The organism is Martinezella lusitana (assembly GCF_010668395.1).
Taxonomy (GTDB): domain Bacteria; phylum Pseudomonadota; class Alphaproteobacteria; order Rhizobiales; family Rhizobiaceae; genus Rhizobium; species Rhizobium lusitanum_A.
In genome coordinates, this window is record NZ_WUEY01000023.1 from 26224 (window position 1) to 50725 (window position 24502).

At 61.7% G+C, this 24502-nt stretch carries 21 protein-coding genes; 8 read left to right on the forward strand and 13 right to left on the reverse strand.

Annotated elements, in window-relative coordinates:
* Window positions 1-36: 36 nt before the first annotated feature.
* From GR212_RS30575 to hemA, 4 genes are all read right to left on the reverse strand, one after another.
* Window positions 37-936, reverse strand: a complete 900-nt coding sequence (locus GR212_RS30575; protein ID WP_163992652.1) for a helix-turn-helix domain-containing protein — start codon at window positions 934-936, stop codon at window positions 37-39.
* A 55-nt stretch (window positions 937-991) separates the two neighbouring features.
* Window positions 992-1939, reverse strand: a complete 948-nt coding sequence (locus GR212_RS30580; RefSeq protein ID WP_163992654.1) for a catalase — start codon at window positions 1937-1939, stop codon at window positions 992-994.
* A 94-nt stretch (window positions 1940-2033) separates the two neighbouring features.
* Window positions 2034-3284 carry a phthiocerol/phthiodiolone dimycocerosyl transferase family protein gene (locus tag GR212_RS30585; RefSeq protein WP_163992656.1) on the reverse strand — a complete coding sequence of 417 codons (1251 nt, stop codon included), beginning with the start codon at window positions 3282-3284 and terminating at the stop codon, window positions 2034-2036.
* 52 nt (window positions 3285-3336) lie between these two features.
* Window positions 3337-4548 (reverse strand): 5-aminolevulinate synthase, encoded by a 1212-nt coding sequence (hemA, locus tag GR212_RS30590; protein ID WP_163992658.1) that lies wholly within the window; start codon window positions 4546-4548, stop codon window positions 3337-3339.
* Between the two features lie 348 nt (window positions 4549-4896).
* Here hemA and GR212_RS30595 point away from each other — a divergent pair, with 348 nt between their 5' ends.
* From GR212_RS30595 to GR212_RS30605, 3 genes are all read left to right on the forward strand, one after another.
* On the forward strand, window positions 4897-5817 hold the full coding sequence (locus tag GR212_RS30595; RefSeq protein ID WP_163992660.1) for a helix-turn-helix domain-containing protein: 921 nt from the start codon (window positions 4897-4899) through the stop codon (window positions 5815-5817).
* A gap of 110 nt (window positions 5818-5927) precedes the next feature.
* A complete protein-coding gene (locus GR212_RS30600; protein ID WP_163992662.1) occupies window positions 5928-7334 on the forward strand; it encodes an aldehyde dehydrogenase family protein in 1407 nt (468 codons plus the stop codon).
* A gap of 31 nt (window positions 7335-7365) precedes the next feature.
* Window positions 7366-9342 carry a tyramine oxidase gene (locus GR212_RS30605; RefSeq protein WP_204326834.1) on the forward strand — a complete coding sequence of 659 codons (1977 nt, stop codon included), beginning with the start codon at window positions 7366-7368 and terminating at the stop codon, window positions 9340-9342.
* Between the two features lie 142 nt (window positions 9343-9484).
* Here the strand turns inward: GR212_RS30605 and GR212_RS30610 are convergent, their stop codons facing one another.
* From GR212_RS30610 to GR212_RS30635, 6 genes are all read right to left on the reverse strand, one after another.
* Window positions 9485-10510, reverse strand: a complete 1026-nt coding sequence (locus GR212_RS30610; RefSeq protein WP_163992664.1) for an extracellular solute-binding protein — start codon at window positions 10508-10510, stop codon at window positions 9485-9487.
* A gap of 31 nt (window positions 10511-10541) precedes the next feature.
* Complete coding sequence (locus tag GR212_RS30615; RefSeq protein ID WP_163992666.1) at window positions 10542-11351, reverse strand: ABC transporter permease; 810 nt, start codon at window positions 11349-11351, stop codon at window positions 10542-10544.
* Window positions 11344-12273, reverse strand: a complete 930-nt coding sequence (locus GR212_RS30620) for an ABC transporter permease (RefSeq protein WP_163992668.1) — start codon at window positions 12271-12273, stop codon at window positions 11344-11346. Before GR212_RS30620 ends, GR212_RS30615 begins: the two co-directional genes overlap by 8 nt.
* A 4-nt stretch (window positions 12274-12277) precedes the next feature.
* Entirely contained in the window at window positions 12278-13345 is a 1068-nt protein-coding gene (locus GR212_RS30625) for an ABC transporter ATP-binding protein (RefSeq protein ID WP_163992669.1), read from the reverse strand.
* A gap of 34 nt (window positions 13346-13379) precedes the next feature.
* Window positions 13380-14327, reverse strand: coding sequence for an agmatinase (speB, locus tag GR212_RS30630; RefSeq protein WP_163992671.1), 948 nt, complete (start codon window positions 14325-14327; stop codon window positions 13380-13382).
* 139 nt (window positions 14328-14466) lie between these two features.
* Window positions 14467-15387, reverse strand: a complete 921-nt coding sequence (locus GR212_RS30635) for a LysR family transcriptional regulator (protein WP_163992673.1) — start codon at window positions 15385-15387, stop codon at window positions 14467-14469.
* 124 nt (window positions 15388-15511) lie between these two features.
* On the opposite strand from GR212_RS30635, the gene GR212_RS30640 reads away from it, so the two are divergent.
* The 5 genes from GR212_RS30640 to GR212_RS30660 all read left to right on the forward strand — a co-directional run bounded on the left by GR212_RS30640 (window position 15512) and on the right by GR212_RS30660 (window position 21108).
* The gene (locus GR212_RS30640) at window positions 15512-15877 is read left to right on the forward strand and encodes a cupin domain-containing protein (protein ID WP_163992675.1); all 366 of its coding nucleotides are present in this window, start codon (window positions 15512-15514) and stop codon (window positions 15875-15877) included.
* 69 nt (window positions 15878-15946) lie between these two features.
* Window positions 15947-17335, forward strand: a complete 1389-nt coding sequence (locus GR212_RS30645; protein ID WP_163992677.1) for an NAD(P)/FAD-dependent oxidoreductase — start codon at window positions 15947-15949, stop codon at window positions 17333-17335.
* Window positions 17336-17356: 21 nt separating this feature from the next.
* Complete coding sequence (locus GR212_RS30650) at window positions 17357-18799, forward strand: aldehyde dehydrogenase family protein (RefSeq protein WP_163992679.1); 1443 nt, start codon at window positions 17357-17359, stop codon at window positions 18797-18799.
* Between the two features lie 68 nt (window positions 18800-18867).
* On the forward strand, window positions 18868-20544 hold the full coding sequence (locus tag GR212_RS30655) for an amidohydrolase (RefSeq protein ID WP_163992681.1): 1677 nt from the start codon (window positions 18868-18870) through the stop codon (window positions 20542-20544).
* Window positions 20545-20709: 165 nt separating this feature from the next.
* Window positions 20710-21108 (forward strand): DUF1236 domain-containing protein, encoded by a 399-nt coding sequence (locus tag GR212_RS30660; RefSeq protein ID WP_163992684.1) that lies wholly within the window; start codon window positions 20710-20712, stop codon window positions 21106-21108.
* A gap of 52 nt (window positions 21109-21160) precedes the next feature.
* On the opposite strand, the gene GR212_RS30665 is transcribed toward GR212_RS30660, so the two are convergent.
* The 3 genes from GR212_RS30665 to GR212_RS30675 all read right to left on the reverse strand — a co-directional run bounded on the left by GR212_RS30665 (window position 21161) and on the right by GR212_RS30675 (window position 24502).
* Window positions 21161-22174 (reverse strand): LacI family DNA-binding transcriptional regulator, encoded by a 1014-nt coding sequence (locus GR212_RS30665; RefSeq protein ID WP_163992767.1) that lies wholly within the window; start codon window positions 22172-22174, stop codon window positions 21161-21163.
* Window positions 22175-22278: 104 nt separating this feature from the next.
* Entirely contained in the window at window positions 22279-23556 is a 1278-nt protein-coding gene (locus GR212_RS30670) for a D-tagatose-bisphosphate aldolase, class II, non-catalytic subunit (RefSeq protein ID WP_163992686.1), read from the reverse strand.
* Window position 23557: 1 nt separating this feature from the next.
* Window positions 23558-24502: a tagatose kinase gene (locus GR212_RS30675; protein WP_163992688.1), complete on the reverse strand. Its 945-nt coding sequence runs from the start codon at window positions 24500-24502 to the stop codon at window positions 23558-23560.

The window sequence follows — 24502 nt, forward strand, 5'->3', positions numbered from 1 at the left end:
CCGTATGCGCCTGTTTCTTCCATTGTTCGAAACCCTTTAGGACGCCCTGCGCCAGGCACCGGGCGTCATTCCAACCAGACGCGCGAAAGCTCTCGTGAAATGGCTCTGATCGGCGAAGCCGCAGGCAAGCGCGATCTCCGCCAGCGAGAGCGGCGACGAACGCAGCAGTTCCTTGGCCAGTTCGCAGCGCCTGAGCACCATCCACTGGTGAGGCGCGACACCGACCGATTGCTTGAAGGCGCGGGCAAAATGCCTGGAGGACAGGCCGCATTCCCGCGCGAGCAGCGCAAGCGAAATTTCCCCTGTGAGATTGGCGTCGATTATGTCCTTTGCCCGCCTCTCCATGCGCTCGGTCAGTCCGCCGACGACGGTTCGCCGTGGAAGCCGCAGGTCTCCATAATGGCCAGCAACATGGGATGCCACCGCCAGCGTCGTGTGGTCGAGGAACAGCTGGCTGGCATAGTCGGGGTTCTGGAATGCTGGAATAAGCGCCGCACTGAGCGCCGCCATGACCGGATCGTCGTTGGGGCGTCCCTCGCGGGCATCCAGTTCGCTGAAACGGGAGGCATGGTTTTCTTCCGCGAGCGTGTCGAATGCGGTTTTCGGCAGATAGTACATGACGCAGTTCGACGTCTCGCGAACGAAGGCGATCGGATCGACGCGAAGATCGTAGATGGAGGTCTGGCCCGCAAAAAGCGGCAGCTTGCCGCTTCCGCGGCCATTGATCCAGAGCTCGTGCTCGATGCAGTCCTCGATTTGAAACGCGACGAGATAGGCGTCCTCGGCCGGTATCGAGGAGGTAAGGCTTGGCTTCCGACATCGAATATGCGTTACGCCGATTTCGGAGCGTTTCAGGCTTCGCGTCACGATGGCGGGAGCATCTTCCAGTTGGAAGTGATCGCCCAGCTTTTGGCCGTAAACTCCCCTGTTGTTCATGCCAAGCCCTCCACGTTGCCAAGCTCCTCTGCGGATCTGGTAGGCCGGGACGATGTTACGAACGTTTCGAAAGCGAGATCCGGTAGGCCGGCGACCGGGCCGCGAAAATCTCGTCCGGAGGATGACCTATGCCCTCGGCCAAGCCGGCGGGATCGAATACCGAGGCGTCGCACGTTCCATTCGGTTCGAGCGCGTCAATCGTTATGCGTCCCAACACCACGCCAGGGCGCTCGTCCTCGTCGCTCCAGCGTTTCGTGACGTCGGAACAGTCGTCCCCGGGGCGGTCGAGAATGGCGATTACGTCGAACCGGACGTTGCCGGCCTGGATGCGTGCCTCCAGATCGTCGCGGAGAAAATCCGCACCCAGACCGGGGATTTCGGCCTCCGAGAATGTGGCGTTGCCGCCGGCCGGCACGATCTTGAACTTGATGAAGCGCGTCGCGCCTGTCTCGCTTGTCGCCGGAAACGAATGGACGCCCCAGTACGTCGTCAACGCGAAGCTTGCGGGAAGAGCGCGTGCGGCGACGAAGCGCGCCTGGTTCAGGGTCTCGGGGTTTGCTTCCGAAAATGCCTTGACCCGTTCCGCGTCGGGTTTGCCGTCGGGACCTGGGATCCTCGCGCGCAGGAATGCCAGCATCTGATCCAGCGTTCGCGCAAAATGAACCGGCGCATTCTCGAACAGGAAGTTCGACGATGCTTCATTCGAAAGTCTGACGCTGAAACCACGCAGGACCAGGCCGTTCGTGTCCGCGACATGGGGATTGCCGCCGCCGACCGAAAACCGTCCCAGAACCTGGGCGGGTCTAGTCAGGCTCTTCGAACGCGTCACGGATCCCGCTTCCGCGGACGGTTCGTAGCGGCCACGAACACAATGCCCTTTCGCGAAGCTCGCGCGGACGCCCGGCGGATGCCCCGCCACGGCCTTGAGAGCTTCGACGATCAGGCTGGGAGAAGCCTTCTCCAGGGGCAAGGCGCCCGGCAGGTCTTGGGCATCATGGTTCATTGTGCGCCTCCATCGATGAGGGCCGATCATAGACAACGGTACGGAACTGCCATGAACGATCCGGACAGCTTTTGTACAAAGCGGACGGAATCGGCTAATCCGATGCCGCCTGTTCGAGCATGGCCCGCGTCAGGGAAAGCAGAGAGGGTATCGGGGTGAAGCTCGTATGCAGAAGGTGGATGCGCCCCGCGAAGGTTGCGCAGCCGATCATCTGCTCGCCTTCTATGCCGACGAAGACCGAAGGTCCCCACAACGCCTCCACTTTCAGCGATCCCGCTGTTTCGGGAAGCGGAGCGACGCCGACATTCGACAACATCATCTCGCAGGCGCATACCGTGAGCTCGATTTCCGCGATCTCCGGCACACCGGGCGAGGTCGTCATGATCGCATCGAAGGCCGCGAAGGCGTTGACGATCGAGGAACGGGATTTCGCATCCGCAAGATCCGCTTTGACGGCTCGCGCCAGCTCCCACAGATCTCCATCCGGCTCCGGTGCGTAGGCGCCGGACGGGAAGACGATCGAGACGACGCAATCGTCGGCGATTTCGAGCGTCGGTCGCAGGTTTACCGGCGAGACCGTTCGCACCGGACCCTGCTGCCATGCCTTGTGAAGCCGGCGTCCCGCCAGCACCAGGGCGGCGACTAACGCTCCGTGGACGGTCGTGCCGTTCGAGCGGGCCGACGCCCTGAGATCGCTGGTGAGCTTGCTTGACAGGCGAAGCGACGATACGTGCGGGACACCCCTGCTGCGGTCGAGCTTGGTCGCTTTCCTGCCTCCGGCCGAGAGCGGTTCCGCGACGATCCCCCATCGCGCGGCGATGGTCTCCTGGGCCGGTGGCAACGCGAGGGGAGAAAGGGGCTGTTCCTCCATGGCAAGGAGAAGGTCGCGCATGAGATAGGCGACCGAGATGCCGTCCGCCACCGAATGATGGGCGGTGAAGATCAAGGTGCTGAAGCTCCAAGAGTGGAGCAGGACGGCGCGCACGAGAGAGGGGGCGTCATCGGGGAAAGGTTCCATGAGCTGCTTCGAAATCGTTCCTTCCCAGTCGTGCGGCTGCTCGCAGGGGATGACCCGAAGCGGAAGGTCCCGGTCACCGGCTTCAAGGAAGACCGGCCGTCCATCGGAGCTCGACCCTATGCTGACCCGAAGTAACGGATGGCGCGCACGCAGATGTCCGAGCGCTGCCTTCCAGCGTGCCGGCGTCGTCTCTCCCGACACCTGCAGGGCCATGCAAAAATGCTTGGGGCTGTTCTGATCGCTCAGCCAGAAATAGCGTTCCACGGAACCAAGAGGCCGAAGCGCATCCGGTGTGCCGGTTTGGGCAGTGACGGCAGTCTGATCCATGATGATTGTTCCTTTCTTGTCTGAGGGATCGTGTTGCAGCCTTTGCGATTTCCTAAGCGACGGCCCTAGCGAGCGCGCAGCGTGACCAGAGGGCGTGCAGCGCGTCGACGAGCTGCTCGATATCACCATCCGAATGCAGCGGCGTCGGCGTGATGCGCAGCCGCTCGGTCTTCTTCGGCACGGTCGGATAGTTGATCGGCTGCACATAGACGCCGGCATCCAGCAGCAGGTCCGATATCCACTTGCACTTGGCCGCATCGCCGACCATGACTGGCACGACATGGCTCGGGTTCGGCATGTGCGGAATGCCGTTGGCATCGAGCTGCGCCCGCAGCCGGCGCACCCGATCCTGATGGCGGGCACGCTCGAACTGGCTGACCTTCAGATGCTGGATCGAGGCGACAGCGCCCGCCGCCAGCGCCGGCGGCAGCGACGTGGTGAAGATGAAGCCGGAGGCGAACGAGCGGATGAAATCGCAAAGCGCAGCCGAAGCGGCGATATAGCCTCCCATGACGCCGAACGCCTTGCCGAGCGTGCCTTCGATGACGGTCAGGCGATCCATCAGGCCTTCGCGCTCGGCAATGCCGCCGCCGCGCGGGCCATACATGCCGACGGCATGCACTTCGTCGAGATAGGTCATCGCGCCATACTTATCGGCGAGATCGCAGATCTCCTTGATCGGGGCGATATCGCCATCCATCGAATAGACCGATTCAAACGCGATCAGCTTCGGCGCCTTCGGATCGGCGGCCTTCAGCTTGGCCTCGAGATCGTGCAGGTCGTTATGCTTCCAGATGACCTTGTCGCACTTGGCATAGCGGATGCCTTCGATCATCGATGCGTGGTTGAGCGCATCCGAGAAGATGATGAGGCCGGGAATGCGGGCGCCGAGCGTGCCGAGCGTCGCCCAGTTGGAGATATAGCCCGAGGTGAAGATCAGCGCGGATTCCTTGCCGTGCAGGTCGGCGAGCTCCTGCTCGAGCAGGACATGGTAGTGGTTGGTGCCAGAAATATTCCGGGTGCCTCCCGCACCCGCGCCACAGTGATCGATGGCCTGCTTCATCGCCTCGATCACCTTCGGGTGCTGGCCCATGCCCAGATAGTCGTTGGAGCACCAGACGGTCACCTCCTGCGGGCCGTTGGCCGTATGCCTGATAGCGCGGGGGAAATTGCCTCGGCGGCGTTCGAGATCGGCGAAGACCCGGTAACGGCCCTCACCGTGAAGTCCGTCAAGCTCGCCCTTAAAAAATGCTTCGAAATCCATTGCAGGCACTCCCATTTCCATGGAGGTGCTTTCTAGCGGCAGCGGACATTCGATTATGTAAGGCAAAGGCCGACTTTTGTTCGATTCGGCCGGGTTCTCTCGGCAAAAGGATCAACGGCGGCCAGATGTGATCGCCTGGATCGGCTCCTTGCCCGGTGTTCCCGCCCGCTGGAAAAGCCTCCGCAAGATACGATCCGCCGTCGCCCTGTTTCTCCACGGCCGATCTCGGATCGAACGAAGGCAAATGGTTCCGGCAACGGCTGCCTAAACATTACAGAAACTAGGATGTTTTCTGTAAAAATGTGATATAAGGCTGAAAATGTTCTGCAAAGGCCAGGGGAGGGGACCATGCAGTCGTTGGTCGCGCCAGTGCATATACCGGTGCCGGTGGAGGTTCTCGAGGCGGAGATCCGCAAGGTCTGCGGCGCGTTCAGTCTTGAACCGGCGCTGTCGTCCGGCATTGTCGCCGGCGATGTCGCGACCCGGCGCATAGGGCTGTTCGAAACCGCGATCGTCGGGCTCGATGCCAGCAAGCACGTCGAGCGCGGGACCAAGGCGATCCGCCAGGATCCCGGAGAGCACTTTTTCCTTCTCATCCAGGATGCCGGCCACTGTCGCGTCGAGCAGAACGGCCAGGTGGCTCATCTCGATCCCGGCGACATGTTCCTGGTCGATTCCGTCCGGCCGTCGCGTTTCTCCTATGGAGGCATCCGCTCAAGTCAGGTTTCGATCCACCTTCCGCGCGAGGAGATGGTCCACCGCTTTGGCGATGCCTTTGTCGGCGGTATCTCGATCAGCCGGAGCGACCCCTTGTGGCTGGCCATGCGCGCAGTGGTGACCAAGATGCTCGATGGCCCGGCCGCTCAGCCGCAGCTCGGCGAGGCGTTCCTCTGTCTGATGGGTGCTTATCTTCAGTCGGCCCGCGGCACCGCCGCGCCGGAAACCCTGCTTTCGCGGGCGCTTGCTCTGATCGATCGCTATGGCGCCGATCCGGCCTTCGGCCCGCGGGAGCTTGCCGGCCGTCTCAACGTGTCCGAGCGCATGCTGCAGCGGCATTTCCAGGCCCTGGGCGAAACGCCGGGACATCGTCTTTTGAATCGCCGTCTTGAGATAGCCCATAGCCGGCTTTGCGCCCGTGCCGCCGATATGGCCGGCGACGGCATCGCTGCGATCGCCTATGACGCCGGTTTCAACGATCTCTCCTATTTCTATCGTGAGTTCCGCAAGAAATACGGCATGACGCCAGGCGCCGCCACTCGCTGCCATTGACGCTTTTGTCCAACAGTCCGGACGTTTCCGTCCAAGTCTGACGCTCGTTCCTGGCTTAAGCTTCCCCCAATTCCCGGCTTTCGACCGGGATACAGTGGAGGAAACTGGCAATGGCGTTTTATTCTGCAACCATCGGCGGGACGTCCGTGGCGGGCGAGGCAGATTTCGTGGTGACCAACCCGGCAACCGGTCAGGAAGCCGGCCGCGCGCCCAATCTGGGTGCGGCTGACCTCGACCGGGCGGTCGATGCTGCCCGCGCGGCGTTCTCCGGGTGGTCCGCGCGTAGCGACAGCGAACTGCAGCGCATTTGTTCCGCCGTTACCTCCCGCATCGAGGAGCACGCCGACGAACTTGCCACCATCATCACGCTCGAGCAGGGCAAGCCGTTGAATGGTCTCGGCTCGCGCTGGGAAATGGGCGGTACGGTCGCCTGGGCAGGCTATACGACCGGGCTTTCGCTTCCGGTCAAGGTGCTGCAGGACAATGCCGAAGGCCGCGTGGAACTGCATCGCAAGCCGGTCGGCGTCGTCGGCTCGATCACCCCATGGAACTTCCCGGTCATGATCGCGATCTGGCATATCATGCCGGCGCTGCGCACCGGCAACACCGTCGTCGTCAAGCCGTCGCCGCTCACCCCGCTCTCGACGCTGCGCCTTGTCGAGATCATGAACGAGGTGCTGCCGCCCGGCGTGCTGAATGTCGTGACATCGGACGACAAGGGCTTCAATCTCGGCGCCGCCATGGCGGCCCATCCCGGCATCAACAAGATCGTCTTCACCGGCTCCATTGCCACCGGCCAGAAGGTCATGCAATCGGCCGCCTCCAACATGAAGCGGCTGACGTTGGAGCTTGGCGGCAACGATGCCGGCATCGTCCTGCCCGATGCCGATCCGGACAAGATCGCCGAAGGTCTTTTCTGGGGCGCCTTCATCAACAACGGTCAGACCTGCGCCGCGCTGAAGCGTCTCTATGTGCACGAGTCGATTCATGATGCCGTCTGCGAGGCGCTGGTCGCCTATGCCCGCAACATTCCGGTCGGCAACGGTATGGAGGAAACGAGCATTCTCGGCCCGGTGCAGAACCGCATGCAGTTCGAAAAGCTGAGCCGGCTTGTTGCCGATGCGGCAGGCCGCGGCAAGGTGCTGCTCGGCGGCGCGCCGGGCGAAGGATTGTTCTTTCCGCCGACCATTGTCGCCGGCCTTTCGAACGGCGATGCGCTGGTGGACGAGGAGCAGTTCGGCCCGGCGCTGCCCGTCATCAAATACGCTGATGTCGACGATGCCGTCCGCATGGCGAATGACAGCCCGAACGGCCTCGGCGGCTCCGTCTGGTCCTCGGACATATCTGCGGCGAAGGCCGTGGCCGCGCGCATGGAATGCGGCTCGGTCTGGATCAACAAGCACGGCGCGATCCAGCCCAATGCGCCTTTCGGCGGCGTGAAGGCATCCGGCTTCGGCGTCGAATTCGCCGAGGAAGGGCTGAAGGAATACACGGATATCCAGGTGATATTCGCTTGATCTTGGAAGGCATAGGACAGGGAGGATGAAAATGAACATGAAGCATTATCTGGCTTCGGCCGGGCTGCTGCTGACGCTTTGCGCGTCCGCAGCGATGAGCCACCCGCTCGACGGGCTGACGGCGGACGAGTACCAGAAGATCAACCAGATCCTGCGTGAGCAGAAGGTGGTCGATGACAACACGCTCTATCCGCTGATCGAACTGAAGGAACCGGCCAAGGCCGACGTCCTGCAGTGGAAGGACGGCGACAAGCCGCTCGACCGCGAGGCAAAAGTGCAGCTGACGAGTCCGCAGGGCTTCAAGGAAGCCGTCGTCAACATCACCAAGGGCACGGTCGAGAGCACGACGCCGATCAAGGGGCAGCCCATGGTGCTCTTCACCGAGTTCATGGACGCCCTGCAGGGCGTGCTTGGCGATCCGCAGATGATCGCAGGCCTCAAGAAGCGCGGCCTCACGCCGGACCAGGCCTTCTGCCTGCCGCTGACGGCCGGCAACTTCTTTACCGAGGAATACCAGAATTCCCGCCTGATGAAGGTGCCTTGCTACCGCGTTCCGGAGGGCTCGAACTATTACGCCAAACCGATCGAGGGCCTCTTTGCCATCTACGATATCGGCAAGAAGAAGGTGTTGAAGGTGATCGACACCGGCGCCATCGAAGGTCCGAAGGACAATTGGGGCTATACCGAGAAGGAAGTGGCCGAGCGCGAGCCGCTGCGCCCGCAGACCAATCTCGCGACGCTCTCGCAGCAGGGCGGCCCGAACTACAAGATATCGGGCAGTCATCTCGAATGGGACATGTGGCGCTTCAATTTCCGCGTCGACAAGCGCCCGGGCCTCGTCCTCTCCAACCTCGACGTGAAGGACGGCGACACCTGGCGCTCGGTGATCTACCAGTCGCATCTCTCGGAAGTCTTCGTGCCTTACATGGACCCGACCGAGGGCTGGTACTGGCGCACCTACATGGACAGCGGAGAATACGGTTTCGGCCTGTTCCTCAGCCCGCTGCGGGCCGGCCTCGACTGCCCGAGCTACGCGACCTTCCTGCCGGCGACCATCGCCGATGACAAGGGCAACCCGCTGACCATCCCGAACGCCATCTGCGTCTTCGAGCGCAGCATCGGCGATCCGGCGTGGCGCCATTTCGAGGTCTTTGCGCAGACGCCGGACAAGCCGGTTCCGGCGGAAGGCCGGCCGGGCAGCGAGCTTGTCGTGCGCACGGCGTCGGAAGTCGGCAATTACGATTATCTTATCGACTACCGGCTCCAGCCGGACGGCCAGATCCGCATCATGATCGGCGCGACCGGCCTCGATGCCGTCAAGGGCGTTCAGTCGACCTCGATGGATGATCCGACCGCTGCCGCGGACACCGCGCACGGCACGCTGATCGCGCCAAATCTGGTGGCCGCAAATCACGACCACTATTTCAACTTCCGCATCGACTTCGACGTCGACCAGCCGGCCAACCATTTCGGCACGATGGATATCGTCCCGGCCAAGGTCGACGCGAAGAACCCGCGTCGCTCGATGTGGACGGTCCAGCATACGATGCCGAAGACGGAAATGGAGGCGCGCTATCAGCTCTCGGCAATGAAGCCGCGCTACTTCATGATCTCCGACCCTTCGCGCAAAGGCTATCTCGGCCAGGAGCCGGGCTGGATGATCCATCACGGCGACGTCGCCTACGGCCCCTTCGACTTCGTCAAGGACCCGCCGATGAAGCGCAATGCCTATATCGAATATTCGGTATGGAACACGGTCTACGACCCGAACCAGCAATATGCCGGCGGCAAGTTCGCCATGCAGAGCGACGGTTCCGACACGCTGCCGGAATGGGTCAAGGCCAACAAGCCATTGATGGGCAAGGATATCGTCACCTGGTTCACCGCAGGCTTCCATCATATCCCGCGCATGGAGGATTGGCCTGTCATGTCGACCGAGTGGAAGACGATCCACATCGAGCCGCACAACTTCTTCGCACATAACCCGGCATTGACGCTGCGGAACTGACAATAAGACACCAGCGTCGCTCAGGCGGCGCTGGTGGCATTCCTGCATTGCCGGGGACTGCCCGAGCCGTGAATTCGCTATGCAGGATCATGTCTGCAAGATGTGGAAGAAGCCGCGAGCATGGCTCGCGGCTTCCTGTCGTTTACTTCTGAAGATCGGTCCAGATCTTGGTATAGATCTTCATGACTTCGGGTGAGCACGTCTGGGCCGGGAACCCGGCGCCGGCCAGCTTCGGCGGGATGTTGACTTCGGGCGCGGTTTTCATGTCTTCGGGCATGTAGGCGTCGGAACCCATGATCCCGTTGCCGTAGCGAGCATATGCCGAAATCATCGCGGCGTTCTCCGGCGTCATGATGAAGTTCATGAAAAGCTTGGCATTGTCGACATTCTTGGCGTCGGCCAAAATCGCCACATTGTCCATGAAGACGGGAAAGCCTTCCTGCGGGAAACCGAATTCCAGTTTTGGATTGACCAACCGGCTGCGGAAGGACGAGCCATTCCAGTTCATGCCGGCTGCGATGTCGCCCTGGGCCAGCTGCTCGACGGTGCCGTAATCCATGGAAAGCCAGTTCGGCTTGGCCGCAACGAGCAGGTCGCGCACCTTCTTCAGGACGGTCATGTCGTTGGAGCAGGTCTTGCCGCCCACGTAGTTTACGGCCAGCGCCATGAGATCGTTCATCTCCGGCACGATGTTGATCTTGCCCTTCAGCTCCGGCGGGGGATTGAAGAGGATGGCGGAAGTGTTGATGTCGCCCTTGTAGACATCCCGGTTCACTGAAATCCCGACCGTTCCCCATTGCCAGGGTACGGTGTAGTGGCGGCCCGGGTCGAACTCCGGATTGCGCCATTTCGGGTCGACGTTCTTGAAATTCTCCATCTGGTCCGGCCGAGCCTCTAGCAGAAGGCCTTTCTCGATCCAGATCGGCACGTAGATCCCCGCCGGAACGACGATGTCGAAGCCGTGACCACCGGCCTCCACCTTGGCAAGGGCGGTGTCGTTGCTGTCGTAGTCCGTGACGGTGACCTTCACATGGTAGGTGTCTTCGAACTTCTTGACGAGATCCGGAGGCGTGTAGTTGCCCCAGTTATAGATGTTCAGCTGGCCGTCTGCCAGGGCAGGTGCTGCACTCAGGGCAGCAATGGTAAGGGCGGAAAGAAAGGTTTTCATTGGTTCTCCTCTTTGGTTGTTCTTGTCTGCGCTATCGTTTTTCACGGCTTGCGAAGAAGAAGGCGACGACCATGATCACGGAAATGACCAGCAGAATGGTCGAGATCGCGTTGATTTCCGGCGTCAGATTGCGGCGCATCTGTCCCAGCATGTAGGTTGGGAGGGTGTCCTGTCCGGCGCTTTTCACGAATTCGGTGATGACCACGTCGTCCAGCGAGGTCACGAATGCCAGCATGGCGCCGGCCAGGATGCCGGGCCAAAGCAAGGGAAAGGTGATGTAGCGGAAGCTGCGCCACGGTCTTGCATAGAGATCGGCCGCGGCCTGTTCCAGTGTTGCGTCCATGCCCTGGAGGCGGGCGCGAACCGGCATGAACGCAAAGGGAATGCAGAAAGCGGAATGGGCGAGAATGAGGTAGCCGATGCCCGAATAGCCGGTCTGCACCTTGATCGCCGCAAAGACGACGAGAAGCGCGACCGCGGTCACGATTTCCGGCACCATCAGCGGCTGATTGATGAGCGCGAAGATGGTGGTCCTTCCCCTGAAGTTCTTTCCGCGCGTCATCGGCAACGCGGCAAGCACCGCAACGGTGGTCGAGATGATCGTCGCTGCCGCAGCGATCAGCATCGAACGCAATGTCGCTTCCTGCACGAGTTCGTTGTGCCAGGCGGAGACATACCAGGTCAGCGAAAAGCCGCTCCAGCTCGTCAGCGCCAGCCCGCTGTTGAACGAGAAGACGACCATCAGGATGATGGGCAGATACAGCATGACGAAGCTGAAAATGGCAATCGTCGTGAAACCGGTCTGCCGCCGCAGGTCGAAGGTCTTGCGAGATTCAGCCATGTCGATCTCCCTCGGCTCCTGCCGAGCGCACGTAGAATATCAGTGCCACGGTCACCACGAGCAGCAAGGTCAGCGACAGAGCGGCGCCAAGCGGCCAGTTGCGCGCCTGTCCGAACTGGAGCTCGATGAGGTTGCCCAGCATGAGCTGGGTGCCGCCGCCGAGAATTCGTGGGGTCACGTAGGCGCCCAGAGACGGTACGAAGACAAGGATCGACCCCGCGACGATACCGGGCTTCACGGCCGGTATGATGATCTTGCGCAATACGCGGCTGCGGGTCGCATAGAGGTCGAAGGCGGCCTCGATCAGGGAGAAATCCAGCCGCTCCATGGAGGCGTAAAGCGGCAGGACCATCAGCGGCAGGAAGACGTAGACCATGCCGAGCAGGATGGCGAAGTCGGTAAACATCATCTGTATCGGCTGCTGGATGACCCCTAGCGAGAGCAGGATGCCGTTCAGGATGCCTTCGTTGCGGATCAATCCCATGATGGCGAATGTGCGGATCAGCAGGTTCGTCCAGAAGGGAATGGTAATCAGCAACATCCAGAAATCGCGCTGCCGGGGAGGCCGGGTGGCGATGAAATAGGCTGTCGGAAAGCCGAATACGATGCAAAAGAACGTCGTCAGCAGCGAAAGCTTGACGGAGCGCCACAGGATCATGATGTGGGCATCGGCAAGGCTGAGCGTGCCGTCGAACGGATCGCGGGACGCAAAGACGCCGATCCAGCCGTCCCAGGAAAAATGCCAGACCACTCCGCCGTAGTCGCCGGCGGTCAGGAAGGAATAGACCACCACGACGAGCAGTGGCCCGATGGCGGCGGCCAACAGGATCACCAGCGCGGGAAGAAGCATGAGCCACCGGTTGCGGCTTTCCCGCCGCTCGGCAGCGATGATGTCGGGCAGTCGCGTTGCAAGCTGTGCCATCGTGTCAGTCTCCCAACACCTGGGCCGCTTGCGGCTCGAACCGGATGCCGAGGCGCTGGCCGGGCTGGAAGGCGGCCATCTGGCTCGGGTTGTTTTGCCGGCGCACGACGAAACGCGCGCCGTCGGCGAGCGCAAGATGGAAATGCGTGTCGGTTCCGCAATAGACGACGTCGTCCAGCACGCCCGAAAGCGGAGCGTCGGCGATATCCTCCTGCAGCTGCGCGTGTTCGGGACGGACCGCCAGGGTTACCTTCCCCGCCGCCGGCGCTGCTCCCTCGGGCATTCGCGGGCTCATCCGAGTGCCACCCGGCAACTCTACCGTACCGGCATCGAGATAGACCGCCTCGACGAAGTTGGTGTCGCCGATGAAGTCGGCTACGAACCGGCGGGAAGGATGGTCGTAGATATCGCGCGGGGTGCCGATCTGGAGGATCCGGCCGGCGCTCATCACGGCGATGCGGTCGCTCATGGTGAGAGCTTCCTCCTGATCGTGCGTGACGAAGATGAAGGTGATGCCGGTTGCGGCCTGCAGCCGCTTCAGCTCGATCTGCATTTCCTTACGCAGCTTCAGATCGAGCGCAGACAGCGATTCATCGAGCAGGAGAACCTTTGGTTTCGGGGCGAGAGCGCGAGCCAGCGCCACACGCTGCTGCTGGCCGCCGGAAAGCTCCGCCGGGCGCCGGCTGGCCATGGGCGACATCTTCACCAGCGCCAGCATTTCCTCCACGGTGCGGGCGATTTCCTGCTTCGGGCGGTTCAGCATGGCCAGGCCGAAGCCGACATTTTCGGCGACCGTCATGTGCGGAAACAGGGCGTAGTTCTGAAAAACGGTGTTTACCGGCCGCTCAAAGGGTGGCAAGCCCAGAATGTCCTTGCCACCGAGCCGGATGGCGCCGGAATGGGGTCTGATAAACCCCGCGATGGAGCGCAGAAGCGTTGTCTTCCCGCAACCCGACGGGCCGAGAAGGGTAAAAAACTCCTTCTCCTTCACCGTCACGGACACATCGTCCAGCGCGACGAATGCTCCCGGCCCAACTCCAAACCGGATACTGACGCGATCAACTTCTATCAATAATTCTCTCCTCCACTATAGGCTGGCGTGCCGGCTATGACTGTTTCGCCACGCCGGGCAGCACGCAAAGCATCTCGTAAAGGAAGTTTGCCGCGATTACCGCCGTGTTGCCCGACGGATCGTAAGGCGGCGACACTTCCACCAGGTCACCGCCGACAAGGTTGAGGCCCGCGCAGCCACGGATGATTTCGAGGCCCTGCTGGGTGGTGAGGCCCGCCACTTCGACGGTTCCGGTGCCTGGCGCAAAAGCCGGATCGAGGCTGTCGATGTCATAGCTCAGATAGACCGGCGCATCGCCGATTTTCGCGCGGATTTCAGCCATCAGCGGCGTCAACGATTTCCACCAGCACTCCTCCGCCTGGATGCACGTCCAACCCTGCTTGCGCCCCCAGTTGAAATCGTCGGGGCTGTAGCCGGTGCCGCGCAGGCCGATCTGGAACACCTTGTCGTTCTGGAGGCAGCCGTCCTCGAAGGCGCGGCGGAACGGGCAGCCATGGGCGACGGTTTCGCCGAACATATGCTCGTTCGTATCGGAATGCGCGTCGACGTGAATGAGAGCGACGGGTCCGTGCTTCTCCTTGACGGCCCGCAGGATCGGCCAGGTCAGCGTGTGGTCGCCGCCGAGCGTCAGCGGCTTGGCTCCGTGCCGGAAAATCCCGCGATAGAATTCGGTGATGATGTCGACCGACTTTTTCAGGTCGAAGGTATTGATCGGCACATCGCCGATGTCGGCAACCTGAAGCCGCTCGAAGGGGGCGGCCCCCGTCGCCATATTGTAAGGCCGGATCATCCGGCTCTCGTCCCGGATCTGCCGGGGGCCCATCCGCGTACCGGATCGGTTCGACGTGCCGATATCCATGGGAATGCCGACAAAGCATGCGTCCAGCCCTTCGGCTGTTTTCGCCGCGGGCAGACGCATCATTGTGACCGGCCCGCCGAAGCGGGGCATTTCGTTACCACCTAAGGGCTGATTGAATACCATTGATCCACTCGAAAGTTCACACTCCGAGCAGATTGGAGACAGTTCCGTGGCAGTAACATTCCAATGTGCAGGAATTTGCGTTGAGAAATCCGAATGTAATGCCGGCGAGGGCATTCCATCTCGTCAAACCCTGCCGTTGTCAGGACGACTTGCCCGCCTTGGCGGCATGGGGGCGGTGCAGGCCGATCAATGTTTCCTTGAACAGCTGAAAGGTGCGGGGATGCTGTCCGCTCTTCTGCACCAGCTGCATCTGGCAGCTGAAATTGTCTTCATGCGGCGGCAAGCGCCTCAGCCGCCCCTCCAGGACATAGCGGGCGGCGGCGTGGTCGGGCAGAAGCCCGACATAGGCGCCGCTCAGCACGAACAGGATCTGCGCTTCGATCTGATCGACGATCCGGTCTGCCTCGATGACCTGCTGCGCCTTTTTTCGCTGGCGGCTCCAGTAGCCGCGATGGACCCAGACACACTGGTCCATATGCTCTTGCGTGATCTGTTCCTCCGGCATGGCGAAGAGCACATGTGCCTTCCCGCAATAGAGCGAGTGGCTTTCCATATAGAGATCGGAATAGGAAAGTCCCTTGATCCTCGTATCGAAGCTGCCGATGCCTGCGTGAATGTCGCCATCGGAAACCCTGCGCAGGATCGATCCGGGCGTGTCGACCTCCAGTTCCAGCCGGATGCCGGGCGCCTTTTCCGTCAGCCTCATGATCGCATCGGTCAGTTTCAGCGTCGTATCCGTGGCGATGCAATCCACGACGGCTATTTTCAATTGGCCGACCAGGCTGCCTTTCAGGGATGTCAAAGCAGTGGAGTGGACGTCTATGCGGCGCAGGAGATCGACGGCGATCTCATGCACATGGCGCCCCTTTTCCGTCATCTGGAATCCGCGCCGCCCGCGTTGGCAAAGGATGACCCCAAGCCGGGCCTCAAGCGCGGTAATATGGTTCGATATCGTCGGCTGGCTGAGGCCAAGTTCGGCCTGGGCAGCCGAAAAACCTCCATTGCGGACGACGCTGTCGAATACGGCCAGGAGATGAAGATCTGTGCCAGAAATTTTCATGCATTCATTGAGAGGAGCAAATCCAAACAAATGTAAAGCGTGATTTTCCCTTTGCTGGTCGGTCTCTACAAATCTCCTCATCAAGGCGGCCTGCTTCCATGGGCTGCACGAAGAGGAGCTTGAGGTGAATTCCATCATTCGATTGTCCAGCGAAGGACTTAGCACCGGTGCGCTTGAACCTTGCGCTGTCGTTCCGCCCGAAGCGGTCCTGAGCGGCAAGCCCGAGGAGAGCGGTGCGATGCACTACGAAACCAAGGACGGCAAGTTCCTGGTCGGCACCTGGGAATGCACGCCCTATGCCGAAACGTTGAGCTACCCCGAGACCAGCGAGTTCTGCATCGTGCTTTCGGGCCGGGTTGCCCTGACGGGCCAGGACGGCAGGACGGAAGTATTCGGACCGGGCGACAGTTACATCGTTCCCAAGGGTTTCGAAGGCCGATTCGAGGTCCTGGAAACGTTGCGCAAGGTCTACGTTCTGCTGAATGGCTGAACGGCCGATGAATCATGAGCGGACGCCGCCGCGCGTCTGCTTTTCATGAAGACGATCCAAGAGAACTCAATGCTTTCGAATCGTGCACTCGCCAGCGTCACATTCTATCCCTACTGGCTCGACACGGCCGGCGCTCCCAAACCCGAGGCGCCGCTGATCGGGAAAACGGAGACGGACCTTCTCATCGTCGGGGGCGGGTTCACCGGGCTTTGGGCCGCGATAATAGCCAAGGAGGCCAACCCGGAACGGGATGTCCTGCTGATCGAAGCCGAGACGATCGCGTCTGGAGCTTCGGGGCGGCCCGGAGCGATCGTATCGACCTCGGTAATGCATGGGCTGCACAACGCAATTCGGATCTTCCCCAGGGATCTGGCGCAGCTTGAGGTGCTCGGTCAGAACAATATTGCCGGATTCCTCAGGACGATTGCCCAGCACCAGATCGATTGCGACGCCGAATGGAACGGCGAGTTGACCGTTGCCGTGGGCCGCGAAAACCTTCCGACCCTTCGCGAGGAATACGAGCTTCACAGGACGCACGGTCATGAGGTGCAGTTGCTGGATGCTCAGGCAACGCGCGCAGAGGTCAATTCGCCCTTGTTCGAAGGTGCACTTTGGGCGCGCAAGAACAGCGGCACCTTGCATCCGGCAAAATTGGCCTGGGGCCTGAAACGCGCGGCTCTGTCGCTTGGCGTGCGCATTCATGAGCACAGCCCGCTCAAGCGCCTCGAGGATGAGGGCAACGCGGTGACCGTTACCTCGCGCGACGGCGAGATCCGCGCCAGGCAGGTCCTGCTGGCAACGAACGCCTTCGCCGCCGGTCATGATCGCATCAAGAAGCGCGTCGCCATGGTTCGCGACCGTATCCTGATGACCGAGCCGCTGACCCCCGAGCAGATGGACCGCATCGGCTGGCGCAATCGCCAAGGCATCTATGATACGCGCACGCAGCTCAACTACATGCGGCTTACCCGCGACAACCGAATATTGTTCGGAGGGCGTCTGGGCTACTTCTACGGCAGTCCTCGCGATCCCGAGCTCGACCGGACGCCGGCCCCTTACGGCCGGCTGGCCGACGCATTTTTCCGCACGTTTCCCCAGCTCGACGATATTCGCTTCACTCACGCATGGAGCGGCCCCATCGCGCTTACCACCCGCATGGCCGTGCATTTCCAGACCTATCACGGCGGCAAGATGATCTATGCGGGCGGCTATTCCGGTTTCGGCGTTTCCGCCAGCCGTTTCGGTGCGGAGATCGGGCTGGCGAAGCTTGCCGGCTCCGAACGGCCGGAACTGAACCTCGAATTTGCGCGGACGATGCCGAACGTCATTCCACCCGAGCCTTTCCGTTATCTGGGCGCGTGCTTGACCATGCATGCGCTCGATACGGCCGACAGCAAGGGAGGCTGGCGCAAACTCTGGCTGAAGATCGTCGGAAGCCTGGGCTTTCCTCTATCCTGACCCCGGAAACTGGAGCTTGACATGACTGACCTCCATCGTGACGAAACCATTTTTATCAACGGCGTTTGGGAGCGCGGCGAAGCACCGGCGGCCATCGAGGTTCTTGATCCTTCCACCGGAGCTCCAGTCACCCGGATCGCCGCCGCTCGTCCGGAAGACGTCAGCCGCGCCGTTTCCGCTGCGGAACATGCGTTTCCGAGCTGGGCTGCAATGCCGTCTGCGATGCGGGCACACTATCTGCGCGGCTTTGCCCGCGGACTGGAACGCCACGCCGACGAATTGCGTGTCATCCAGATGACGAACGGCGGCAAGCCGCGTCCCGAGGCTGAAATCGACTTGGGCGACGCCGTGGCGACATTTGATTATTACGCAAAACTCGCCGATACGCTCGACGAGCGCCAGGATGCGCGGTCAAGCCTCGGCGAGGGAGCGCACAGGGGGCGTGTGCGGCATGAAGCGATCGGTCCCGTCGGCTTGATCGTGCCATGGAACTTCCCGCTGGTGACGAGCGCCTGGAAGATTGCCCCTGCTCTCGCCGCCGGTTGCACCGCCGTTCTCAAGCCATCCGAGGCAACGCCGCTCGCCGAACTGATTTATGGCGTCATTGCCAACGAGATCGGCCTGCCGCCGGGTGTGCTCAATATCGTCACCGGCGCGGCAGAGGTCGGCATGGCGTTGACCGGCGCCCGCGCCTTGCGAAAGATTTCGTTTACCGGGTCCAACGCCGTCGGAACGAAAGTCATGGCGGCCGCGTCGGCGCATGGGCTGCCGGTGACGCTGGAGCTTGGCGGAAAATCCGCCATCGTCGTGACAGAAGACGCCGATCTCGCGCTTGCCGTCGAGTGCGTCGCGCTCGGGATATTCTTCAACGCGGGGCAGGTTTGCTCGGCAACCTCGCGCCTGCTTGTTCACGAGGCGATCGAGGCAAAGCTGATGGAGGCGCTCGTCGAGCGTGTTCGCGGCATGGCCGTTGCCTCTCCTTTTGCCGGGCGTTGCGATATGGGTCCGCTGACCACTGCCGCGCAATTCCGGAAGGTGCTCAATTATTTCGACGTAGCACGCAGCGAAGGCTGCGATTGCATCACCGGCGGTCATGCGCTCGGCGAGGGCCATCTTGTCGCGCCGACCATCTATCGCAACGTTAAGACCACCAGCCGGGTATGGGCCGAGGAAATATTCGGCCCGGTGCTTGCGACGCGCAGCTTCGCCACGGACGCGGAAGCGATCGAACTTGCCAACGCGTCCAGCTACGGGCTGGCCGGAAGCGTCGCCGCGGGTGACGCCGATCGGGCGGGACGCATCGCCGACAAACTCGAGGCGGGGCATATCTGGGTGAACACGCCGCAGATCGTCTATCCCGAAAGCGCGTGGGGCGGCTTCAAGGCCAGCGGCATCGGCCGCGAACTCGGCCCATGGGGACTGGCGGGCTTTCAGGGCGTGAAGCACATCACCGCGGCCGCCTGAAGCTTTATTCGAGACGAACCGCAAAGTGAGGCTCCTTTGCGGATCTGGTTCATATCAGGGAGAGAGGCATGACCATTACCGCAGATACCATCATCCGCAACGGTGCGATCCGCACCATGGATGCGGATCGTCCACTGGCGCAAAGCATAGCCATTATCGGCAATCGGATCGTACGGGTCGGCTCGGAGGCGGAATGCGAGGTGCTGCGGGGACCGAAAACACAGGTCATCGACGCCAAGGGCGCGACCATCCTGCCGGGCTTCAACGAAGCGCATCTGCATATATTCGGCGGCAGCGTGTCGCTGCAGCAGCTTCCGGTCGCCGATGTTAAGGGTATTGACGAACTGAGAGCGCGGATTACCGCCTGGCGCGCGCAAAATCCGGAGCTGGATTTTATCGTCGGACACTCCGCTCCCTACAACTTCATCACCGACGAGCGGATGCCGCGCCGCGAGGATCTCGATGCCGCCTGCCCGGACATTCCGTTGCTCATTGCCTCCGCCGACCACCATACTGGCTGGGCCAATACGCTGGCATTGACACTGGCCGGAATCGACAAGGGCGCGGACGTCGGGCACGGCAGCGAGGTCGTCACCGGGCCGGATGGCCTTGCGACCGGCGAACTGCGCGAGGCGCCGGCGATGAACCGGGTCTATGCCCTTTCGCCGTCCGGCGGTCGGGACCAGCTGGGCGCCGTCACGACGGCGGAGGATTCCGGCATCACGCAGGAACAGCGCGCAAGCGATATCGCAGCCTTGCGCGAAGGGCTGGCCTATTGCGCGCGCAACGGCATCACGTCGATCCAGAACATGGACGGCAACTACTACCAGCTCGACATGCTGCGCGAACTGCAGGCAAAGGATGCGCTGCCGATCCGTGTTAGGGTGCCGTATCTGCTCAAGCCCGGCACTCCGGCGGCGGAGATCAGGGCTGCCGCCGATTGGCGGCAGGAGTTTCAGAACGATTTCCTGACCTGCGATTTCGTCAAGATCTTTGCCGATGGCGTGGTGGAATCGGGCACCGCCGTGCTGGTCGATGGTTATACCGACGCACCCGACCATAACGGCACGCAGCTGTTCTCCGATAAAGACCTCAACGAGGCGATTGCCTTTGCCGACAGCCTGGGCCTGCAGGTCGCGGTCCACGCTATCGGCGATGGTGCCGTCAGGCAGGTCCTCAATGCCTATGAGGTCGCCCGTACGGCCAACGGGCCACGCGATTCACGCCATCGCATCGAACATATCGAGCTGCTCCAGGAAAGCGACTTTCCTCGCTTCGCCGAATTGGGCGTGGTCGCCTCGATGCAGCCTTCCCATCCGCCGGGCGCAATGGATTTTCCGGTGGAAACCTATCTCCCCCGGATCGGTCGCGAGCGCGAAGACATCGCATTCCGTACCCGCGAGCTTCTGGAGAGCGGAGTCCCTCTCGTCTTCTCATCCGACTGGCCGGTCTCCCGGCTCGAGCCGCTTGCCAGCATTCAGGCAGCGGTCAACCGCAAGCCCTGGCATGACGGCGGCAAGGACCAGTCGGTGACGCTCAATCAGGCGTTGCATGCCTATACACGTGCAGGCGCCTGGGTTGAATTCCAGGAAGACCGGAAGGGCAAGCTAGCGCCGGGCTATCTCGCCGACATCGTCATTCTCGATGCGGACCTGACGAGCGTGCCGAGCGATGAACTCTCCGGCGTATTGCCGGTGATGACGATCTGCAACGGGAAGGTCATCTATCGGGATGACGAATTCTGATTTGCGCTGCCCGTCGGCACTTCGTCGGCGGGCTCCAGTCCTTCACGGATTTTCTCGTGGGGCTGCAAGTTGTGATCGCCCGGCCCCCTCCGTCCGGAGGAACAATCTGATGCCGCAGCCATTCCCCTTTCAGCTCTTACGAGCCGAACAGCAAAGGAGAATGCTATGAATACGAGAACCATCGTTTCAGCGGCGGCCGCCTTTGGCCTTCTCGCTGGGTCAGCCTTCGCGCAATCCTCGACGGTCACAGGGGCCGCGGGCGGTGCGGTTACCGGTGCCGTCGTGGGCGGTCCCGTGGGTGCCGCCGTCGGCGGTGTGGCGGGCGCCATTGTCGGAAGCGCAATCGATCCGCCGCCGCAGAAGGTCGTCACCTATGTCGAGGAACAGCCGGCGCCTGCGGCCGAGGCCGTCGTGCAGGACAAGATCGTCGTCGGTCAGCCGCTGCCCGAGGCCGTTGTCGTAACACCGGTCCCAGACAACCCAACCTACGCCTATGCGGTCGTCAACCATGAGCGAGTGATCGTTCAGCCGGAGACGCGCAAGGTCGTCAAGATTATCGAATAGTCTTATCGGAAAGGGCCTCTTATGGAGGCCCTTCTCGCATCGGCCCTTCCAGTCAGGCCGAGCCGCGAAGCATGATTTCTCCATGCAGCAATATGGTCGAAGCGTCGACCGCCGTCACATTCCCATCGTCCTGGTCGATCATGCGAAACAGAAGATCCATGGCACCCTGGGCAATCTGCTTGTAGTCCTGCGCGACGGTCGTGATAGGCGGACAGGCGTAGCGCGACAACGGGTGATCGTCATGGCCGGCAATTCTCAGCTCGCCCTGGCCGGTCTGTCCGACCTTGATACCGGCACGATATGCCGCAGCAATCGCGCCAAAGGCAATCCGATCGTTTGCACATAAGATGGTGTTGGTCGGAAAACCGCCGCTTTCGATGAACCGGACCGTCTGCTCGAAGCCGAACCGCTCGAAATCCCAGGTGTCGCCGGTTGAAATCGGCAGAACGACCGGCTCCTTGTTCAACTGCCGCATCGCATCGACATAGGCCTGCTCTCTCGTTCTGGCATTGGTGTTGACCAGAGGCATGCCCAGATAGCAGGGCGGCTCGCCCGACCGGCACAGATACTCCACCATCAGCTTGAAGCTTTGGCGATTGTCCGTGCCGACGAACGGAGAAGTGTCGTCCAGAGGAGAGTCGACATAGATGAGAGGGATGGATTGTCCCAGGGCATGCAGGGTATCTTGCTGAGACTTGGCGCCAAGTGCCGCGATAACGGCGCCGGCGACGTTCATCGATCGCAACGTTTCGATCGCGCGGGCTTCGAGTGCCGGGTCGCCGTCCGACGAGAGGACGAATGCAAGATAACCGGAACCGTTGGCGATGACTTCGATGCGGCGGGTCAGCGCCATGTAGAACGGATCGGTCGTGTCGGGAACGATGATTCCGAGAATGTTGCTGCGGCGGCGATTGAGGTTCACGGCGAAGATATTGGGTCGGAAGCCGCTATCCTTCAAAGCGGCCTCGATGATGTCGCGCGTTTTCTTCCTTACGGATGTGGGGTCGTTGAAGTACTTCGATACCGTTGGTCTGGACAGCCCGACAAACTCGGAAAAGTCCTCCATGGTCTTGATGGGCTTTTCTGACAACCCTTGTTCCACCCTGCAGTTATCGATCTGGATCTTAGGCACTTCTTTCGGGGCCCTGTTCAGCACCCGTCCGGAAATCGTCACCGGCAGGCTTCGAAATAGTCTTCCAAAACAAGGTCGATCGCGTCAAGGGCGAGTGCCTCGGCGCGCGGCACAATTTTGCCTTGGCGAACCGATTGATAGCTTGGGCGCAAGTATTGACTGATCAGCGTTTCGGGAATGTCGAGGCCTTCCAGCAGCGCGAAAAGCGACGTCACGGCCTCCGCGATTTCATGCTGCGGCCAGTAGTAGCGGATGCGGTCGCTGTAGCTGAAATGACGTTGGATGTGCCGCTCGAAATCCGAGCCATGGTAGTATTTTTCCCAGTTCCTGGGGTCGTGCGTCAGGACCCGTTCGATGACGGCGACAAGCGTTTCCGGCCGTTTGTCCGGGAACAGGAATTCGGCGATCCGATCGAGGCCGTAATAGGCTTCCCGAAGCGCGAAGGTGAGACCCGGCCCCACCTTCAGGATCGCAAAGCCGTCCAGCACCAGTTGCCGAAGCGCATCGCGGCTCTGATAGTCGGTGGAATGGGCTTCGAAGACCAGGCCAGGCAGGCTCGCGAGCGTCTCGCTCAGGGCGGCTGCTTTCTCGGGAATGTAAGCGATCACGTTCTCGTTGCCGAACTCGACGCCCGGCTGGACGACCGCACCGACGACGCGGGAGAACGCCTCGGTCACGCCGGCCGCCTCGAAGGCGCGGCGATGAACGGCAATCGTTTCAAGGGCCGCCTCCGGCTTGGTCACCTCCAGAACGTCGAGCTCCTCCATCGCACCGCCCGGAATGGGAACTTCGGTGCCGACGATGTAAACGGGCTTCACGCCCGGCACCTCCCGAAGCGTCTCTTCCGCGACTGCCGCAAGACGGGCGGCACGCTCCGCCGTCAGGGCATCGGGGAGGGCGACCGGCTCGCCGGCGCAGCCCATGCTGGTATCGAGATGCAGTTTGGTGAACCCCGCCTCGGCATAGGCCCTGATCATCTCGCAGGCCTTCGCCATCGCCTCATCTGCCGGCAGCGTTTTCCAGGGATTTGGGCCAAGGTGATCGCCGCCAAGGATCAATCGTTCCAGTGGAAAACCTGTCTTTGCGGCAATCTTTTCGACAAACTCCTTGAAGCCGGCAGGCGTCATGCCCGTGTAGCCGCCGTCCTGGTTCACCTGATTGCAGGTGGCTTCCACGAGCAGGTGGCAATCCTTGCGCTTGGCATGCAGCATCGCCGCTTCGATAACGGTCGGATGCGCCGAGCAGATCGAGGGGATACCCTTGAGGCTCGCGCGGTCGCGCCAGGTCGAGATGTCGGACAGATAGCTGGTCTGCATGTCAGGCAATTCCTTGTGAGTCTATAAGGGAACGAAGCTCGGCCTCCGTCGAGGCACCCTCCATCGGGCCGGCCTTCGTGACCGCCCTCGCTCCCGATGCATTGGCGTAGCGGAGGGCATCGGCAGGGCTTGCCCCTCTCAGCCAGAAGGTGACGAAGGTGGCGCCGAAGCAGTCGCCGGCCCCTGTGGGATCGACTTCCTCGACCTCGAAGCCCGGAAGATGCAGATGCAGTTCCGCATCGTGATAGGTGGCACCCGCGGCGCCACGCTTGATGACGATGGCCTTGATCCCGCGTCCCAGAAGATCCGCGACGGCCTCCGTCTCGGTCTGGGCCGTGGTAAACAGGAACAGTTCCTCGCCGCTCGGCAGGAACAGGTCCGTTTTCGAAAGCACCGTCCGCAGCGCTTCGCGCATGCCGGGCGTATCGAGAATTTCCGCGCGCAGGTTAGGATCGAAGGAGACGGTTCCGCCGTTCGCCTTGATCCGCTCGACCGCCGTCAGCACGCTTTCGACCACGCTTGGAGAATAGAGCGCGGTGCCCATGACGTGCATGTGGCTGCAACCGTCGACGAGCGCCAGCGTCTTCTCCGACAGCGTGATCGTGCCGCAGGCGCTGTGGCGAATGTTGAAGACGAAAGCGCGGCTGCCGTCCTCGCGATAGCGCACGAAGGCGCTGCCTGTCGTGCCCTGGGGAACGACTTCGATGCCCGAAATATCGACGCCGTCTTCCTGCAGCCGATTGGTGTTCACCCAGCCGAAATCGTCATCGCCGACGCGCGAGATGATGGCGCAGGGCTGTCCGAGCTTGCCGACCTGATCGATGAAGATGGCCGGCGCTCCGGACGGGAAGGGGCCAATCAGCGGGACCGCTTCGCGGAAACCGTTTCCGCGATCGGTGGCAACGATTTCGACCAGGATTTCGCCGATGGTAAGGACTTTCGACAT